An 18,169-nucleotide genomic window follows, 5' to 3' on the forward strand; every position below is an offset into this window, starting at 1 on the left:
TCACAGGATCAAATCACGCAGTTCATCAGGCATGGCGCCCGGTTGTTGAATAGCAGCCAGGTCAGCTGCAGAAACAGCATCCCAGGCATCTTCGTCCCACAATTGGAACTTGTTCAGTTGGCCTACCAGCATCGCGCGCTTGTCGAGCTTGGCGTATTCGCGCAGACGCGGCGGAACCAGGAAACGACCACTGCCATCGAGTTCGAGGTCGACGGCATTACCAATCAGCAAGCGTTGCAGGCGACGGTTCTCTTCACGCAACGAAGGCAGAGCGCGCAACTTGGTTTCAATCAACTCCCACTCATCGAGCGGGTAAACACACAAACATGGATCAACGGCATCAATCGTGATGATTAACTGGCCTGAACTTCGCGAAATGAGCTCGTCACGATACCGGCTCGGCATGGCGAGACGGCCTTTTGCATCGAGACTGATAGCGTTAGCTCCGCGAAACACAGATGCGTTTCTCCAAATATTAGCGTTTTACGTTCAAAAAACCCACTTTGTGCCACTTTCCGCCACTTGCGCACACTATAGGAATGCGCCCACCACACCGTCAAGGCGCGGATTAAAGGAAAAGCCTTACAGAACGGAGATTTAGGAGCGTAAAAGGAGGAGAAACGAGAGTTCAGCGATGTTTTTGACTCGATAATCCCAAGCAGCTCAAAGAGCTAGAGCTTGAAGTTAAAGTAATTTATTAAGAGTAAGATTTTTTCGGTATTACGAAGACGCATCTGCCAATGATTTGGCAGGGAGGGATTCTTGCGTTACTACCTGGTTTCTGCCCGAGACTCGTGCAGAAGGAAAAAGGTGGAGAGTCGATCTATAAGCCGGGTTCTGTCTTGAACAGTCATTCGTCTACGATGGCCATCACTGGACATCTTTAGCAACCTACCCGGTTCCAGCGCGGGCCACGCCTTGGAACCCTATTTGGTCTTGCTCCAAGTGGGGTTTACCTAGCCACGAACTGTTGCCAGTCGTGCGGTGCGCTCTTACCGCACCTTTTCACCCTTACCGGCACCGAAGTGCTTAGGCGGTTATTTTCTGTGGCACTTTCCGTAGGCTCACGCCCCCCAGGCATTACCTGGCACTTCGCCCTATGGAGCCCGGACTTTCCTCCCCCCCCTAATTTTCATAGAGGGCAGCGACTGTCCAATCGACTCTCCGCCGCGAAGGTTAACGGCACGGCGGCCTTAGAACAAGTATTAAAAGACAGCATTGCCATCATGTGCCGACGTCGTGCACGTTAAACCCGGAACTATTCGCTCTTTTGCTTATCAAGCGCAGCCTGATACAACACGTTCTTGCGCACCCCGGTTATTTCCGCCGCCAGGGCCGCCGCACGCTTGAGCGGCATTTCCTTGAGCAACAGGTCCAGCACGCGCATGGCTTCGCGGCCCACGGCATCTTCACTTTCCGGCGCACTCCAGCCTGCGACCAGCACCACACACTCGCCGCGCTGCTGATTGCTGTCACCTTCGACAAAGGCGCGCAGCTCTTCCAGCGGCAAGCCCTTGAGGGTTTCAAAAGTCTTGGTCAACTCCCGCGCCAGCAGGGCCAGGCGCTCGCCACCAAAGACCAGCTCCATGTCCTGCAGGCACTCAAGGATGCGGTGCGGTGCTTCGTAGAAGATCAGGGTGCGCGGCTCTTCTTTTAACAACTCCAGGCGCGCGCGACGCCCCACGGCCTTGGCAGGCAGGAAGCCTTCGAAGATAAAGCGGTCAGACGGCAAGCCCGCCGCCGACAAAGCCGCAATCAACGCGCACGCCCCGGGAACAGGGACTACATTGATACCAGCGGCACGAGCCTGACGCACGAGATGGTAGCCAGGGTCGGAGATCAGTGGAGTACCGGCATCGGAAATCAACGCCACGTCGTCCCCCGCCAACAGGCGGGTAATAAAGCGGCTGCCCTCGTCACGCTCGTTATGTTCATGGCAAGCCGCCAAGGGCGTGGTAATACCAAAGTGCTGCATCAGGCGCAGCGAGTGCCGAGTGTCTTCCGCCGCAATCAACTTGGCTTCGCGCAACACCTTCAGCGCCCGCGCGCTGATGTCGTCCAGGTTGCCAATCGGCGTCGCCACCACAAAAAGCGAGCCAGCAGTGGAATTCAAAGGACCTGGAGCAGTCAAAGCGCACACCTCGAAGATTGGCAAAAGCCATATTGTAGCGCGTAGACGTCAAGAAAATGCGCCAACGGGGTAGCGTCCATCGGGTCTGTTTGCGGCGGTTACTGACGCTCTGCAACATTTAAACGATCTAAATAGACGGTTTCACGCCAGTAACATCGCGCCCCGGCCAGTGCTTGGGTACAATTCCACGCTAATTTGATCGGTATCAGGAACACTTACATGATCGCTTGCCTGCGGCTGTTCTCTGCCCTTTGCCTGGCTGCCCTGTTGGCGGCTTGCGCAAGCTCGCCCTCGTCAAGCCTTGGCGAACTCCCACGGACCCCGGATGCCACGATCGAGCAACTGCTCGAACAGGCGACTTCGGCCAAGACTCCGGAAAAAGCTGCACTGCTGCGCCTGAGCGCAGCTGACATGGCCTTCCACCAGAACAATCCCGGCCGCTCGGCGCAGATTCTCGCGCAAGTGCCACTGGACAGCCTCAAGCCGGCGGCCCAGGTCTTTGCCAGCACCCTGACTGCAGAGCTGGCCATGACCCGCAACCAGCCCAAGGCGGCGCTGACGGCGTTGAGCCATCCGAGCCTGCAAAACCTCAAGGAGTTGCCGCCGGAGCAACAGGTCCGCACCGGCACCGTACACGCCCGCGCCTATGAAGCCGACGGCCAGACCCTGGCCGCAGCCCGCGAACGCGTGGACATCGCCCCGCTGCTGACGGGAGATGCCGCCGCCAGCAATCACGAGGCCATCTGGAGCCTGATTGCTGCTGTGCCTGGTGAACAATTGCAGGCCAGCGGCAACCCGACACTCGATGGCTGGATCAGCCTGGCCCAGGCCGTCAAGAACGCCGGTACCCTGGAGCAGCAACAAGCCGCCATCGACACCTGGCGTGCGCAGAACCCTGCGCACCCGGCGGCGGTGCAACTGCCCCTGCCGCTGACCAAGCTCAAGGAGCTGGCAAGCCAGCCACTGAACAAAATCGCCCTGCTGTTGCCGCAGCAAGGCCCGTTGACCAACGTGGCCAAGGCTTTGCGCGAAGGCTTCATGGCCGCGCACTACCAGGCGCAACAGGCCGGGCAGAAACCACCGACCATCGAGTTCTATGACAGCTCACGGGTCAGCTCCCTCGATGAGTTCTACAAAAAGGCCCAGGCTGACGGCGTGCAACTGGTGATCGGCCCGCTGGAAAAACCGCTGGTCAAGCAACTCAGCACCCGTGCGCAGTTGCCCATCACCACCCTGGCCCTGAACTACAGCGAAGGCGATCAAGCACCTGCACAACTGTTCCAGTTCGGCCTGGCAGCCGAGGACGAAGCCCGCGAAGTATCACGTCGTGCCCGCGCCGATGGCCTGCACCGCGCTGCGGCCATGGTGCCGAAAGGCGAATGGGGCGACCGCGTACTCAAGGCCTTCCGCCAGGACTGGGAAGCCAATGGCGGCACCCTGATCGGTGTCGAGCATGTCGACCAGCCCGTCGCCCTGGCCCAGCAGATCGCCGACCTGTTCAAGCTGCGCCAGAGCGAAGGCCGCGCCAAGAGCCTGCAAAGCACGGTCGGCGCTGACGTCGCCGCACAGCCATCGCGCCGCCAGGACATCGAGTTCATCTTCCTCGCCGTGACGCCACAGCAGGCCCAGCAGATCAAGCCAACGCTGAACTTCCAGTACGCGGGCGATGTGCCGGTGTATGCCACCTCCCACGTGTACAGCGCCAGCGGCGACAAGAACCAGTACAACGACATGAACGCCATCATGTTCTGCGAGACGCCGTGGCTGCTCAACACCACCGACCCACTGCGCAACCAGGTCACCGCACAATGGCCACAAGCCAATGGCAGCCTGGGCCGCCTGTACGCGATGGGTGTTGATGCCTACCGCCTGGCACCGCGCCTGGGCCAGCTCAAGGCGCTGCCGGATACCCGCATCGATGGCCTTTCCGGCAACCTGGGGATGAGCCAAAGCCAACGGATCGAGCGCCAACTGCCGTGGGCCAAGTTTGTCAGTGGCCAGGTCGAACGCCTGCCCGATACCCCGCGCTGATGCCCCTACGCTCCAGCGCACAAAGCGGCAAGGATGCCGAACAACAAGCACTTGAACACCTGCAACAACAGGGTCTGCGCCTGCTGGCGCAGAACTGGTTGTGTAAACGCGGCGAGCTTGATCTGGTCATGCTTGACGGCGATACAGTAGTATTTGTCGAAGTCCGCTACAGAAAATACGCACAATGGGGTGGCGCACTCGCCAGTATCGACGAGCGCAAACGCCAAAAGCTGATACTCGCCGCGCAGTTTTTCCTGCTCAGTGAACGTCGCTGGGCTGACTCCCCCTGCCGTTTCGATGTGGTTGCCATGGAAAGCACGCCCCACGGAACCACTGATCTGAACTGGCTGCGCAACGCCTTCGACGGCTGAGCACCACCGGGACGGATCGGACATCTTCACCGCACACTTTTGCTCTTTGCTTTGCGGGCTGCACATTCGTGTGCCATACAGCCGCGCTACTTAAGGTCACACAGATGGACATGCAATCCCGAATTCGCCAGCTTTTCCAGGCCAGTATCGATACCAAGCAACAGGCGATGGACGTACTTGCACCGCACATCGAGCAAGCCAGCCAGGTCATGGTCAACGCCCTGCTCAACGAAGGCAAAATGCTTTCGTGTGGCAACGGTGGTTCGGCCGGCGACGCCCAGCACTTTTCCTCCGAGCTGCTCAACCGCTTTGAGCGCGAGCGGCCGAGCCTGCCGGCCATCGCCTTGACCACCGATTCGTCGACGATCACCTCGATCGCCAACGACTACAGCTACAACGAAATCTTTTCCAAACAAATCCGTGCCCTCGGCCAACCGGGCGATGTGCTGCTGGCTATTTCCACCAGCGGCAACTCGGCGAACATTATTCAAGCGATCCAGGCCGCACATGATCGCGAAATGATTGTCGTAGCATTGACCGGCCGCGACGGTGGCGGCATGGCCTCGCTGCTGCTGCCCGAAGACGTGGAGATCCGCGTCCCGGCCAATGTCACTGCACGTATTCAGGAAGTCCATCTGCTGACGATCCACTGCCTGTGCGATCTGATCGACAGCCAACTGTTTGGGAGTGAAGAATGACCGTTAACCGCCTCAGCCTTTTGGCCATCACGCTGTGCCTCGGTATCAGCGGCTGCACCTCGGCCATCACCGCGACCCGCGACACACCGATCCAGGACGACCGGGGCACGCGCACCTTTGGTAGCAAGATCGATGACTCGCTGATCGAAACCAAGGTCGGCGTCAACGTCGCCAAGGCCGCACCCGACCTGGGCAACGGCGCATCGCGTATCGTCGTGACCAGCTTCAACGGCATCGTGCTGCTCGCCGGGCAAACCCCGCGCGCCGACCTCAAGACCCAGGCCGAACAAGCCGCCGCAACTGTGCAACGGGTCAAGAAGGTCCACAACGAATTGCAGGTCACGCAGCCGATCACGCTGCTGGCAATCAGCAACGATGCGGTGCTGACCACCAAGATCAAGGCGCAGATGTTGACCGACAGCGCGATTCCCGGCTCTCGGATCAAAGTCGTGACTGATAACGGTATCGTCTACCTGATGGGACTGTTGACTCAACAGGAAGCCACTCGCGCAACCAACCTGGTGCAGGGTGTGTCCGGCGTACAGAAAATCGTCAAGCTGTTCGAATACATCGACTGATGTAATCACCAGCCACAAAAAAGGGCGCCGCGCATTGACTGCACGGCGCCCTTTTTAATGGCTGGCGGTTACTGGTACTGCTGGTATGGATTGCCCTGGAACTGGTTGTTCTGCTGCTGTTGCTGCTGTGCAGGCTGACCATATTGCTGGCCAGGGATCGGGCCGAGGTTGACCTCGACGCGACGGTTCTGTGCGCGGCCGTTGACGTCGGCGTTGCTGGCAATCGGGTTATCCGGGCCGGCACCGCGGGTGGTCAGGTTGGTCGGACTCACACCTTGGGATGTCAGGTAATTGGCCACGCTTTGCGCACGACGCTGGGACAGGTCCATGTTGAGCTGGCGACTGCCGGTGCTGTCGGTGTAGCCGACAATCTGAATGGTGTTCTGGTTGAACTGCTTGAGCGAGTTGGCCAAGTTATTCAGCGGGGAGTAGAAGCTGCTGGCAATTGCATCGGAGTTGGTCGCGAAGGTGATGTTACCCGGCATGATCAACTTGATCTGGTCACCCTGGCGCTGCACCTCGACACCGGTATTGGCCATGCTTTCACGCAATTTCTTTTCCTGCTGGTCGGCGTAATAGCCATAACCTGCGGCACCGATACCGGCCACCGCTGCGCCGATCAGCGCGCCCTTGCCACGATTATCATGGCCAATGGCCGCACCAGCCAACGCGCCAGCCAGCGCGCCGAGGCCGCCATACTTGGCGGTTTTGCTCATGCCTTGTGAACCGCTGTCCGCCTGCCCCTGGCTGCCATCGTAAGGGTTAGGGGAAGCACAGCCCGACAACAGGGCTACCGCTGTAGCAACAACAAGCAGACGACGCGAAGTGAACATGAAGGAAGCTCCTACTTTTGCATTCTGTGATGCAGAGGACATTGGCAATGGACCTGTGCCGAGTTTGGAACGCGACAAACGACAAAAATTCCATGCCCGGCCTCTGCCCTGTAACAAAAGATGGAGACCGGTGCGCTTACCTGAACACTAGCAGAGCCTCGCCATATCAGGCCCTGACAAACGGATTTTCGCGCATTTCATCCCCCAGTCGCGTATCCGGACCATGCCCCGTCACCACGGTCGCGTCCTCATCCAGGGTATACAGGCGCTGCTGGATCGAGCGAACGATGGTCGCCTGGTCGCCGCCCCACAAATCCGTACGCCCTACCCCGCGCCGGAACAAGGTATCCCCGGCGATCAGCAGCTTGGCATCGGCAAACCAGAAACTCATGGAGCCCGGTGTATGCCCGGGTGTGTGCAAGGCCACCCCGCAGCCACACGCCAACTCTTCATCATCGGCCAGCCAGCGATCCGGCGACGGCACCGGCGTGTAGGGCACGCCGAACATCTGGCATTGCATCTCCAGGTTATCCCACAGGAACTGATCTTCCTTGTGCAGGTGCAGCGTGGCACCGGTCTTCTCCTTCAATTGGCCGGAAGCCAGGAAGTGATCCAGATGCGCATGGGTATGAATGATGCTCACCACCTTCAAGCCCAGCGCGTCGAGCCGCGCCAGGATCAATTCATGGTTGCCACCCGGATCGACCACGATGGCCTTCTTGCTGATCGGGTCGCCGATGATCGTGCAGTTGCACTGCAAAGGGCCGACAGGAAATGTCTCGCGAATCAGTTGGAGCTTTGCAGCGTGCATAAGAGGTCCGTCCTAACTATTAGCCCGAGCGGCGTGCAGCTTTTTATAGCTGTCGATCAACCGCAGGTGTCGGTCCAGGCCTTCGAGCTTCATGCTGGTCGGCGTCAAGCCATGGAACCGCACGCGGCCATCCACCGAACCGATGGCGGCATCCATGCGCTCATTGCCAAACATGCGACGCAAGTTAGCCTCGTAGTCTTCCAATTCCAGGTCCTCGTCCAGTTGCATCTCCAGCACCGCATTCACCGCCTGGTAGAACAGGCCGCGTTCGACGGTGTTGTCGTTGTACTGCAGGAACATCTCCACCGCCTCTTTCGCCTCTTCAAACTGCTGCAAGGCGAGATAGATCAGCAGCTTCAACTCCAGGATGGTCAACTGCCCCCATGCGGTGTTGTCGTCGAACTCGATACCGATCAGGGTGGTGATATCGGTGTAGTCATCCAGTTCGCTTTCCACCAGGCGCTCGACCAGCGCTTGCAGGCCGTCCTCATCCAGGCTGTGCAGGTTGAGGATATCGGCGCGGAAGAACAACGCCTTGTTGGTGTTATCCCAGATCAGGTCGTCAACCGGATAGATTTCCGAATAGTCCGGCACCAGGATGCGGCAGGCCTTGGCGCCGATATGTTCGTAGACCGCCATGTAGACCTGCTTGCCCATGCCTTCGAGAATGCCGAACAAGGTCGCGGCTTCCTCGGCGTTGGAGTCTTCGCCCTGGCCGGAGAAGTCCCATTCCACGAATTCGTAATCGGACTTGGCACTGAAGAAGCGCCACGACACCACGCCACTGGAGTCGATGAAGTGTTCGACAAAGTTATTCGGTTCAGTCACCGCATGGCCTTCAAAGGTCGGCTGCGGCAAGTCGTTCAGGCCTTCGAAACTGCGGCCTTGGAGCAGCTCGGTCAAGCTGCGCTCCAGCGCCACTTCCAGGCTTGGGTGGGCACCGAACGAGGCAAACACACCACCGGTGCGCGGGTTCATCAGGGTCACGCACATTACCGGGAATTCACCGCCCAGGGAGGCGTCCTTGACCAGCACCGGAAACCCCTGTTCTTCCAGGGCCTGGATACCGGCGAGGATGCCTGGGTATTTGGCCAGCACGTGGGCCGGTACATCCGGCAGGGCAAATTCGCCTTCGATGATTTCGCGTTTCACCGCGCGCTCGAAGATCTCCGACAGGCACTGCACCTGGGCTTCCGCCAGGGTGTTACCGGCACTCATGCCGTTGCTCAGGTACAGGTTTTCGATCAGGTTTGAGGGGAAATACACCACCTCGCCATCCGACTGGCGCACAAACGGAAGCGAAACAATGCCGCGCTCTTCATTGCCAGAGTTGGTGTCGATCAGGTGCGAACCACGCAATTCGCCATCACGGTTGTAGATCTTCAGGCAGTACTCGTCGAGGATCTCAGTCGGCAGCGCATCTTTACGGCCCGGCTTGAACCAGCGCTCGTCCGGATAATGCACAAACGCCGCGTTGGCGATGTCTTCGCCCCAGAACTGGTCGTTGTAGAAGAAGTTGCAGTTCAGGCGTTCGATAAACTCGCCCAGGGCCGACGCCAGTGCGCCTTCCTTGGTCGCGCCCTTGCCGTTGGTAAAGCACATCGGCGAATGGGCATCGCGGATATGCAGCGACCAGACATTGGGCACGATATTGCGCCACGAGGCGATCTCAATCTTCATGCCCAGGCCCGCGAGAATCGCCGACATGTTGGCGATGGTCTGCTCCAGCGGCAGGTCCTTGCCCGCGATATAAGTGCCCGCGTCCGAAGCAGAAGCCGGCATCAGCAACGCCTGGGCATCGGCGTCGAGGTTTTCCACCTCTTCGATGACAAACTCAGGCCCGGCCTGTACGACCTTCTTGACCGTACAGCGGTCGATGGAGCGCAGGATGCCTTGGCGATCCTTGTCGGAAATATCCGCAGGCAACTCGACCTGGATCTTGAAGATCTGGTTGTAGCGGTTTTCCGGGTCGACAATGTTGTTCTGTGACAGACGGATATTATCCGTGGGGATGTTGCGCGTGCTGCAATACAACTTCACAAAGTAAGCCGCACACAACGCCGACGAAGCCAGGAAGTAGTCGAACGGACCGGGGGCCGAGCCATCGCCCTTGTAGCGAATCGGCTGGTCGGCCACCACGGTGAAGTCATCGAACTTGGCTTCAAGCCGGAGGTTGTCGAGAAAATTGACCTTGATTTCCATGCGGGATTACCAGAATAGCGGAGCAAACGAATTGGCCGCCATTATCCGGCTTTTGCGGCGCAAGTCTCCCCCTTACCCTAACAACCCCATCTCTTGCGCCCGCGCGACCGCCTGGGTGCGGCGCTCGACCCCCAGTTTGCTGTTGATATGACTGGCGTGGGTCTTAACGGTGTGCAGCGAGATAAACAGCTGGTTGCTGATTTCCTGGTTGGAGCAGCCTTGGGCGATCAACTGCAGCACCGCCAACTCACGGGCGCTCAAGGTTTCGCTGGAGTGGCTGGTTTCGACCGGCTCGCGCGGGGCAACCGCCGGCAGCAGGGCCCACAGGCTTTGCCGCAGCAAGTCACTCGGCGCCTGGCCCAGTTGCTCGCGCACCCAGTCGGGATAACGCTCCAACAGGCGCTGGAAGGGTTGCAACGCGCCGCCGCTCGCCATTTGCCGGGCCCGGGCAAAAACCGGCCGGGCTGACGCTGCCTGACCGTCATCCAGCAACAACAGGACGTGTTGGTTCAGGGCCATCACCGCGATCATCTGCTGGCCCTTGTCTTCAGCCTGCCGGGCGAGCGCATCGAGCCGACGCAGGGCGCTTTCGGACTGACCACGAATGGCCTCCAGGGCCGCCTGTTGCAGTTCGATATGTTGCGGCAGATGTGGGTGAAACTCCGGGGCGGCCGCTGCCTGCTCGCCGTTATAGGTTTGCCCCAGGCGGGCCAGCCAGGCATCGGCCAGGTCGGTACGCCCCTGGGCCAGCCACAACTCGCATTTGATCAGGGTAATCATGGCCAGGTAGTAGATCGGCGGCACGTCCCAGATGTGCATCAGCCGCTCGGCTTCGGCCAGCTCGGCAAAAGCCTTGGGAAAGTCGCCACGGCGCCCTTCAAAGTTGGCAATGACACAGTGCCCGATCAACACGCTGATATCTCGGCAGGCACGGGCTTCAGCCAACCCCGTACGCAAACGCAACAGGCCGGTTTCCGGCTGGCAACGCATCAGCAGCAGGAACCCTTCATACAATGACAGGCGTGCGCGCACCGCATACAGGCGTTGAGGCCCCAGGCCCTGCAAGCGTTGCAGGCCCTCGTGCACCTCATCCAGGGAACGCAGGATTTCCCCGCGCGCCTGCAGCACGCGCGCCCGGTCGTAATGGGCCAGGGCCTCGAACAGCGGGTTGCCAACACGTTGCGCCAGCTCCAGGGATTCACGATTCAAGCCACGCGCGCGCCAAAGGTCGGCATCGACGATGGCCAGGTTCGACAAGGTCGACAGGCACATCAAGCGCTGGCCGTAACGCTTGTGCGGCAGGCTTTCCAGGGCTTCGCTGCAATACAGCTGGGTCAACTCGCGATTGCCGCGGCCACGGGCAATGATGCCGCTGAGGGCCAGCCACTGGGCCAGCATCGACTTCTGCGCCGTGGCCGACGGTGCCGGCAGGAAGCGACTGAGGTGGCTGGACAACTCCTCTGCTGCGTCCAACTGACAGGCCAGCCCCAACGCCCAGCTATAAAGCACGATCAAGCGTGGCGTGCTGATCAACAGGCTATCGGGCAGGTCCATCTTCCAGCGCAGGAGCATGCCGACGTTCTGCTCGGCCAACAGTTGCTCTTCGGACAGGTTCTGCACCAGGTTCGCCGCCACATCCAGATGCCCCGCGCGCAGGGCCTGCTCCACCGCCTCATCAAGCAAACCCTGGGCATTGAACCAGCGACAGGCGCGCAAGTGCAGGCTGGCGGCCGGCAGCATCGCGTTCGGTGAACGCCGGGTGCGCAGCAAATCGGAAAACAGGTGGTGATAGCGATACCAGTGGCCCTGCTCGTCCAGCGGCACCAGGAATACTTGGTGGGCTTGCAAGTAGCGCAGGATTTCCGCGCTGTCATGGGCCTCACGCACGGCGTCGCACAGCTCGCTGCAAAAACGCTCCTGGGAAGCGGTGTCATAGAGGAAGGCCTGGACCTCTGGCGGCAGGCAGTCGATCACCTCTTCCAGCAGATAGTCACGGATCAGCCCTTCCCCACCATGCAGGCCTTGGGGCAGGTCGGCCTCGCTGCCGGCTTCGGAGGCCGCCAACAACCAAAAACGCAGGCCGGCCACCCAGCCTTCGCTACGGCGGATCAGGTTGTCCAGCGCTTCACCGCGCAACGAGCTGCTATGGCGGTCGAGCAAGGCCAAGGATTCATCGTTGGTCAGGCGCAGGTCCTGCTCATGCAACTCCAGCAAATGCCGCGATAGGCGCAGCCGCGCCAAATGCCAGTCGGGACGCTGGCGGCTGGTGACCAGCACCAACAGGCCATCGGGCAGATGATTGAGAAAAAATTGCAGGCAGCGATCCAGCACCGGACCCTGGGCCAGATGGTAGTCATCCAGCACCAGTAACAACGGCGTGCGTGTAGACAGATGGACAGTCAATTCATCGAGCAAGCCATCGAGCCATTCTTCAAAGGCAAATGGCTGATGGCGCTGGCGCATTTTCAACAAGCCCAGGGCCTGGTTGCCGACCTGCGGGAAGTACTGCTGCAAACCCTCCAGCAAACGCTCAAGGAAGCGCCCCGGATCACTGTCCCGCGAACTGAGGCCCAACCACAGGCTTTGCCAGTGGTCAGGCAGGCTTTGGCAGAACTCCACCGCCAGCGAACTCTTGCCAAACCCGGCCGGCGCGCTGACCAACAGCAAACGGCCCTCCAGGCCCGCGCTCATACGCTCACACAGGCGCGGGCGCAGCACATAGCCGTCGGGTAGCGGGGGTCGATAGAAGCGCCCTTCCAGCGTGGGGATTACCGTGCTGGCAGGCCCTTGGATTCGGGACAGATCAGTCATCGCCGGGCTCTTGTAATAGGCTGTGGTCGGCATTGCAGATGTCGGCAGACTAGCGTTAAAAGCGGCAGCTTTGTAGATCTTTGCAACATTTGTCTGAAAAAGACTACAACAAAAAATAACCAACCATTTTCCGGGTAGCCGAAAACAAATGTGGGAGCGGGCTTGCTCGCGATAGCAGTGTGTCAGTCACTGGTGAATTGACTGAACCACCGCTATCGCGAGCAAGCCCGCTCCCACACAAGCCCGCCCCCACAGGTGCGGACTTGTTTACCGCTGGTTAGCGCACGCCTTCCTGGCGCAGGGCCGCTGGCGTGAAGTCTTTGGTGGTGGCGGTGAAGCCGAAGTCATAGGCCTTTTTCTCTTCGTTCTTCATGCCCAGTGCCAGGTAGCGGCCGGACTGCAGGTCGTAGAGGGTTTCCAGGGCGTACCACGGCACTTGCTTGTCGTAGTAGTTCTCGCCATGGGCTTCAGCCACACGCCACAGCTGGCCACGACCGTCGTAGTGGTCGATCACGGCTGCTTGCCAGGTGTCTTCGTCGATATAGAAGTCACGCTTGGCGTAGATATGGCGCTGGCCTTCCTTCAGGGTCGCGACCACGTGCCAGACGCGGCGCAGTTCATAGCGTGCCAGGTCCTGGTTGATGTGGCCGGCCTTGATGATGTCGGCGTACTTGAGCTTCGGATCGTCGAGCTTATAGCTGTTGGACGCGATGTAGATTTCCTTCTTGCCTTCCAGCTTCCAGTCGTAGCGATCCGGCGCGCCGTTGTACATGTCGAGGTTATCGGAGGTACGCAGGCCATCGGCAGCAGTACCCGGCCCGTCATAGGACACTTGCGGCGCCCGACGCACACGGCGCTGACCGGCGTTGTAGACCCACGCCGCGCGCGGTTCCTTCACCTGGTCCAGGGTCTCGTGTACCAGCAGCACACCACCGGCCAGGCGCGCCGGTGCAGTCACTTGCTGCTTGAAGTAGAACAGGATGTTGCCCGGATTGGCCGGATCGTAGTCCTTCATCTTGTCGCGGAACACGAACTGATCCTGGAAGTACACCAGGCTGTACGAGCCGTTGGCCTGTGGCGTGGCCTGGGTCACCAGGCGCGTCACGCTGCCACCACGATAACGGGTGATGTGGTTCCAGATCACCTCGACCCCACTTTTCGGGATCGGGAACGGAATCGCGGTCTCGAAGTTTTCCAGGCCGTTACCGCCACCTACCAGGTTGGTGCTGGTGGCGTTTTTCTTGATGGAGGCGAACACTTCGGCCGGCACAGTGGCGCCGCGATGGGTGGTGTACACCGGCATCTTGAAGGTTTCAGGGTAGCGCTTGAACATCGCGTACTGCCCCGGCGCCAACTTGTCTTTGTACTGCTCGACGTTCTGCGCGGTGATGGTGAACTGCGGCTGCTCGCTGGCATAGGGGTTGGCCAGGAAGCCCTTGGCATCCACGGCGCCCGCGTTGGTTGGCAGGGCTTTCCAGGCGGGGATGGTGCCGGCAGCGTTGCCGGCCATTTCCGCGCCCATCGGGGTCAGCGTGGTTCCCAGCTTGGCGGCTTCATCCGCCGAGACGGCCGCCATGACGCTGCTGGCCATGATCGACAGTCCCAGCACACCCACGTGCAACAGACTTTTGGTTATTTTCATGTTCTGGTCTTCCTGAAATGCAGTGTGCTTAGAAGTTCGCGCCGAAACTCAGGGCCACGAAATCGCGGTCAACCGAGGTGTTGTAGTCGCCACCAAAGAAGTTGGTGTAGGCCAGGCTCGCGGTGTAGGTGTTCTGGTATTCCGCGTCCAGCCCCAGGCTCACCGCTTTGCGACCTTCTTCGAAGTTGCCGCCAGGACCTGGCGAGTAACCGCTCACGTCATGGGACCAGGCCACACTAGGCTTGAGGTTTACACCGGCGAACACATCCGGGTATTCCCAGATAGCGCGGCCACGGTAGCCCCAGGATGTGGAGGTGGTGAAGCCGTCGTTGTTGCAGTTTTTGGACAGATTACTGGCGTCTGTTCCCGGACCCGCGCCACCGATGGTGCCCGTGTTCAAGATTTGCGAACAGGTATTCGCAGAGCCGGTATTAGGCAGTGCGCCTGGACCATAAACCGGGTCACGGCCATAACGAATCTTCGATGAGCTCTCAAGCCCGCCCACGTGAGTCACACCGACTTCACCCACCACGGTCAGACGACTGGCGCCCATCACCTGATCGAAGAAATGGGTCAGTGTGGTCTGGAACTGGGTGATTTCCTTACGGCGATAACCATGCATGTCCTGCCCAGGAACGCCATTGAGCAGCGATGCATTATCGTAAAGGCCCTTCAAAGGCTTAACGGCGGAGTACAAGATATCGGTGGTATTGAGCTGTACCGGAGCATTCGGGCGATAGCTGACTTCACCGCTCCATGCGGTGCCGGTAGGTAACGTCGTGGAGAAGCTCAAGCCATACAGACGAATGTCTTCCGGGTACTCGATGAAGTACTTGGAATTACCCGCAATGAACACTGGCGCCAACTGACCAAAGTTAGGTGCCATTGCATAAGCTGAGGCTGGCGCAGCCGTCGCGCTGAAGATCGGCGCCCGGCTGTGGTAGTTCATGAAATAAGCGCCGAACTCGGTATCCAGCGGCTCGAAGTTGTAGTGCATCGCCGCGCCGAATTGGCCGCTGTCGCGTGCATCCCGGTCGGGGCCACGGCGAACCAGTGTGCCCTCATTGTTAATGTCCATGCCCATGCGATCAAATACCGCCAATGCACCACGACCTGGGGCCGTTGCAGCAATGGTCGAACGCTTGGCCAGCAGGCGCAGGTTGTCGCTGCAGCCATCGGACACCACATCCGGCTGGGAGAAGAACGTCCCGCAGTTGTCGGTAACCGTCTGGTCCCATTCCAACTGGTAGAAGGCTTCTGCCGACAGGTTATCGGTCAAGGATTGAGACACGTAGAACATGTTGACCGGAATCAGGCCTTCCTTGATTTCGGCGCCCGGACGACGGAACGCAGACACGTCGATCGGGTTGACGGAGTTGATACCACCGCCAATGAACGTACTTTCACCCCAGCTCACAACCTGCTTACCGAACCGCACCGAACCCGGCGCATCGGCAATGGAGTAGTTGTGGTAGATGAACGCATCGAGGATCTGCCCGCCAGAAGACTTGGCGCCCTCTTTGCGGTTGTGGTCGCTGATGTCCTTGAACTCGCGGCTTTCATCCTTGAGTTCAAAGTCATACCAATACTTGCCACGTACAAACACACCGGTATCGCCGTACTTCAGTTCCAGGTCATGGATACCCTTGAAGATCTTCGAGAACGTTTCCCCACGCTTGAAGTTCAAGTGACCGTCGTCAGAGGTCTGAGACAACCCCTTGCCACCGTTGTTGACACCAATCAGGTCGCGATCGGGCTTGGCCGTACTCCAGCTGGCCCCCACCGACAGGGACGAGTCGAAGCTGCCTTCGACCTCACCGATGTTGAAACTGACGCCGAATGCGGGCCCGGCGAGGGTCGAGGCAAGACTGACCGCCAGGGGTAATCTCGCCCGGCGCCAGAACTGATTTACTGAGGTCATCGACGCTACTCCATGTGCATTTTATTGTTATGGCAGTGAGCCTTTTCAAACATGCTTGTAACAGCCGGAATACAACGATTCCAATGCCAGACAACCGCCGGACCACCCAGGACCGCAGCGCCACATTCTTGAAAAACTCTGGGAGGGACTATAGCCAGCAGGGGGTATCGCTTGATCCCTCTAAAGTGTGATTTGCATCACCAACCCGTCTGCAACAGCCCTTTCGCCATGTCAGCGAGAGCTGACGCGAAAGAGGATGGCTGAAATTTGCCAAATGACAAGGCGAAGGCTTGTAATAGAGCATTGCCGTGCCCGGGCGGGCACGGCGAAAGGAGTCAAAGCGTGGAGAGGAAGGTGCTGTTATTGGCCTGCCATTCAATGATGTCGATACGGATACGTTTCTTGTCGAGTTTGCCGACACTGGTCTTGGGAATTTCCGTAACAATGGCAATCTGACTTGGAATCGCCCACTTGCTCAGGTGGCCCTGCTCGACATACGGCTTGAGGTGCTCCTTGAGTTCACGCGCGCCAATCCCGTGGCCCTCGCGCACCACCAACAGGGCAAACGGACGCTCGCCCCACTGCGGGTCGGCAATCCCGACCACCGCTACTTCGCGTACCGCCGGGTGACGGCTGACCAGGTCTTCGAGGGCCAGGGACGAGATCCACTCACCGCCGGTCTTGATCACATCCTTGATGCGGTCGCGAATATCGATCACGCCGAAGGCATCCAGGGTGGCCACGTCGCCGGTGTGCATCCAACCGCCTTCCCAGAGTTCGGCGCCCTTCTGCGGTTCGTTGAAATAACCCTCGCTGAGCCACGGTGCGCGTAGCACCAGTTCGCCCTGGGACTCGCCATCGGCCGGGAGGAAGTTGCCGTCAGCGTCGACAATCGCAGCTTCCACCAACGGCCCGGGCACACCGGCCTTGATCCGGTAGGTGGTGCGCTCGTCTTCGCTGCCGGCCAGCAGTTCTTCATTGAGGTGGGCACAGGACACCAGCGGCCCGGTCTCGGACATGCCGTAGGCTGCCGTCAATTGGATACCACGGGCCTTGGCCGCTTCATACAGCGAACGGTTGAGGGCGCTGCCGCCGATCACGATCTTCCAGCCGCCAAAGTCCACGCCCTGGGCGGCCTTGGCGTTAAGCAGCATCTGCAGGATGGTCGGCACGCAGTGGGAGAACGTCACCTTCTCCTTGCGCCACAGCTCCACCAGGTATTCCGGGTCGTAACGGCCGGGATAGACCTGCTTCAGGCCGAGCATGGTCGCCACATACGGCAAGCCCCAGGCGTGCACGTGAAACATCGGCGTGATCGGCATGTACACATCGTTGGTGCCGAGCAGGCGCACGCTGTCGATGCTGCCCATGATGGTCGCCACGCCGATGGTGTGCAGCACCAGTTGACGGTGGGTGAAATACACACCCTTGGGGTTACCGGTGGTGCCGGTGGTGTAGAAGGTAGTGGCTACCGAATGCTCATCGAAGTCCTCGAAGGTGTACTGAGTACTGGCGGCGGCCAACAGGGTTTCGTACTCACCCACCAGGTTCGGCAGGTCAGCGGTTTTTTCGTCGCCATCGGTCAACAGCAGGGTCTTGTCGACCGTGGTCAACTGCCCGGCAATGGCCTGGTACAGGCCGACGAACTCGCTGTTGACCAGCACAAAGCGGTCCTCGGCGTGATTCATCGTGTAGAGGATCTGCTCCGGCGACAGGCGCACGTTGATGGTGTGGATCACCGCGCCAATCATCGGGATGGCGAACATGCACTCCAGGTAACGGTGGCTATCCCAGTCCATCACGGCCACGGTATCACCGGCCTTGACCCCGGCTGCGGTCAGCACATTGGCCAGGCGGGCAACGCGCTCGATCAGGGTTGGGTAGGTGTAGCGCAGCTTGTCGCGGTAGACGATTTCCCGGGTTTTCTCGTAGCGGGCGCCCGACATCAACAGGCGCTTGATCAACAGCGGGTATTGGTAGGCGCCTTCGGCGGGCGGGATAACACGAGTCTGCAACATACGAATCCCTTTTTATGACTGCACGGTCTTGGCTAAAGGATTTGCACTGTAGAGACCTTGCGCGCCTGCCAAATCAGCCGAAGGAATGATTTGCAGCGCACAATGAATGCTAGCTTTGCGCC

The 18,169-nt window shown here is 59.6% G+C and carries 13 protein-coding genes and 1 other RNA gene; 4 read left to right on the forward strand and 10 right to left on the reverse strand.

What is annotated here, in order from left to right; all coding sequences use genetic code 11:
* From mraZ to rsmI, 3 genes are all read right to left on the reverse strand, one after another.
* Complete coding sequence (mraZ, locus tag BFQ03_RS24415; protein WP_003171868.1) at positions 1–456, reverse strand: division/cell wall cluster transcriptional repressor MraZ; 456 nt, start codon at positions 454–456, stop codon at positions 1–3.
* 354 nt (positions 457–810) lie between these two features.
* Positions 811–1,164, reverse strand: an RNA gene (gene rnpB, locus BFQ03_RS24420) — RNase P RNA component class A.
* A gap of 94 nt (positions 1,165–1,258) precedes the next feature.
* Positions 1,259–2,131, reverse strand: coding sequence for a 16S rRNA (cytidine(1402)-2'-O)-methyltransferase (gene rsmI, locus BFQ03_RS24425; protein WP_065944195.1), 873 nt, complete (start codon positions 2,129–2,131; stop codon positions 1,259–1,261).
* A gap of 219 nt (positions 2,132–2,350) precedes the next feature.
* On the opposite strand from rsmI, the gene BFQ03_RS24430 reads away from it, so the two are divergent.
* The 4 genes from BFQ03_RS24430 to BFQ03_RS24445 all read left to right on the forward strand — a co-directional run bounded on the left by BFQ03_RS24430 (position 2,351) and on the right by BFQ03_RS24445 (position 5,809).
* Positions 2,351–4,162: a penicillin-binding protein activator gene (locus tag BFQ03_RS24430; protein WP_065944196.1), complete on the forward strand. Its 1,812-nt coding sequence runs from the start codon at positions 2,351–2,353 to the stop codon at positions 4,160–4,162.
* Positions 4,162–4,533 (forward strand): YraN family protein, encoded by a 372-nt coding sequence (locus BFQ03_RS24435; RefSeq protein WP_032860049.1) that lies wholly within the window; start codon positions 4,162–4,164, stop codon positions 4,531–4,533. The genes BFQ03_RS24430 and BFQ03_RS24435 overlap by 1 nt, the downstream gene beginning before the upstream one ends.
* A gap of 104 nt (positions 4,534–4,637) precedes the next feature.
* Positions 4,638–5,231 (forward strand): phosphoheptose isomerase, encoded by a 594-nt coding sequence (locus BFQ03_RS24440; protein ID WP_003171862.1) that lies wholly within the window; start codon positions 4,638–4,640, stop codon positions 5,229–5,231.
* Positions 5,228–5,809: a BON domain-containing protein gene (locus tag BFQ03_RS24445; RefSeq protein WP_032860050.1), complete on the forward strand. Its 582-nt coding sequence runs from the start codon at positions 5,228–5,230 to the stop codon at positions 5,807–5,809. The genes BFQ03_RS24440 and BFQ03_RS24445 overlap by 4 nt, the downstream gene beginning before the upstream one ends.
* A gap of 68 nt (positions 5,810–5,877) precedes the next feature.
* Here the strand turns inward: BFQ03_RS24445 and BFQ03_RS24450 are convergent, their stop codons facing one another.
* The 7 genes from BFQ03_RS24450 to BFQ03_RS24480 form a co-directional block, all read right to left on the reverse strand.
* On the reverse strand, positions 5,878–6,642 hold the full coding sequence (locus BFQ03_RS24450) for a YiaD family glycine zipper/OmpA-like lipoprotein (RefSeq protein ID WP_032860051.1): 765 nt from the start codon (positions 6,640–6,642) through the stop codon (positions 5,878–5,880).
* A 166-nt stretch (positions 6,643–6,808) separates the two neighbouring features.
* Positions 6,809–7,453, reverse strand: coding sequence for an MBL fold metallo-hydrolase (locus tag BFQ03_RS24455; RefSeq protein WP_032860052.1), 645 nt, complete (start codon positions 7,451–7,453; stop codon positions 6,809–6,811).
* 12 nt (positions 7,454–7,465) lie between these two features.
* Entirely contained in the window at positions 7,466–9,655 is a 2,190-nt protein-coding gene (locus tag BFQ03_RS24460) for an OsmC domain/YcaO domain-containing protein (RefSeq protein ID WP_065944197.1), read from the reverse strand.
* 72 nt (positions 9,656–9,727) lie between these two features.
* Positions 9,728–12,466 carry a winged helix-turn-helix domain-containing protein gene (locus tag BFQ03_RS24465; RefSeq protein WP_032860054.1) on the reverse strand — a complete coding sequence of 913 codons (2,739 nt, stop codon included), beginning with the start codon at positions 12,464–12,466 and terminating at the stop codon, positions 9,728–9,730.
* A gap of 277 nt (positions 12,467–12,743) precedes the next feature.
* Positions 12,744–14,108, reverse strand: coding sequence for a DUF1329 domain-containing protein (locus BFQ03_RS24470; protein ID WP_029297800.1), 1,365 nt, complete (start codon positions 14,106–14,108; stop codon positions 12,744–12,746).
* 28 nt (positions 14,109–14,136) lie between these two features.
* Complete coding sequence (locus BFQ03_RS24475) at positions 14,137–16,029, reverse strand: DUF1302 domain-containing protein (RefSeq protein ID WP_032860055.1); 1,893 nt, start codon at positions 16,027–16,029, stop codon at positions 14,137–14,139.
* 335 nt (positions 16,030–16,364) lie between these two features.
* Positions 16,365–18,047, reverse strand: coding sequence for a fatty acid--CoA ligase (locus tag BFQ03_RS24480; RefSeq protein WP_032860056.1), 1,683 nt, complete (start codon positions 18,045–18,047; stop codon positions 16,365–16,367).
* Between the last annotated feature and the right edge of the window lie 122 nt (positions 18,048–18,169).

This window comes from Pseudomonas sp. 25 R 14 (assembly GCF_900004755.1).
GTDB lineage: Bacteria > Pseudomonadota > Gammaproteobacteria > Pseudomonadales > Pseudomonadaceae > Aquipseudomonas > Aquipseudomonas brenneri.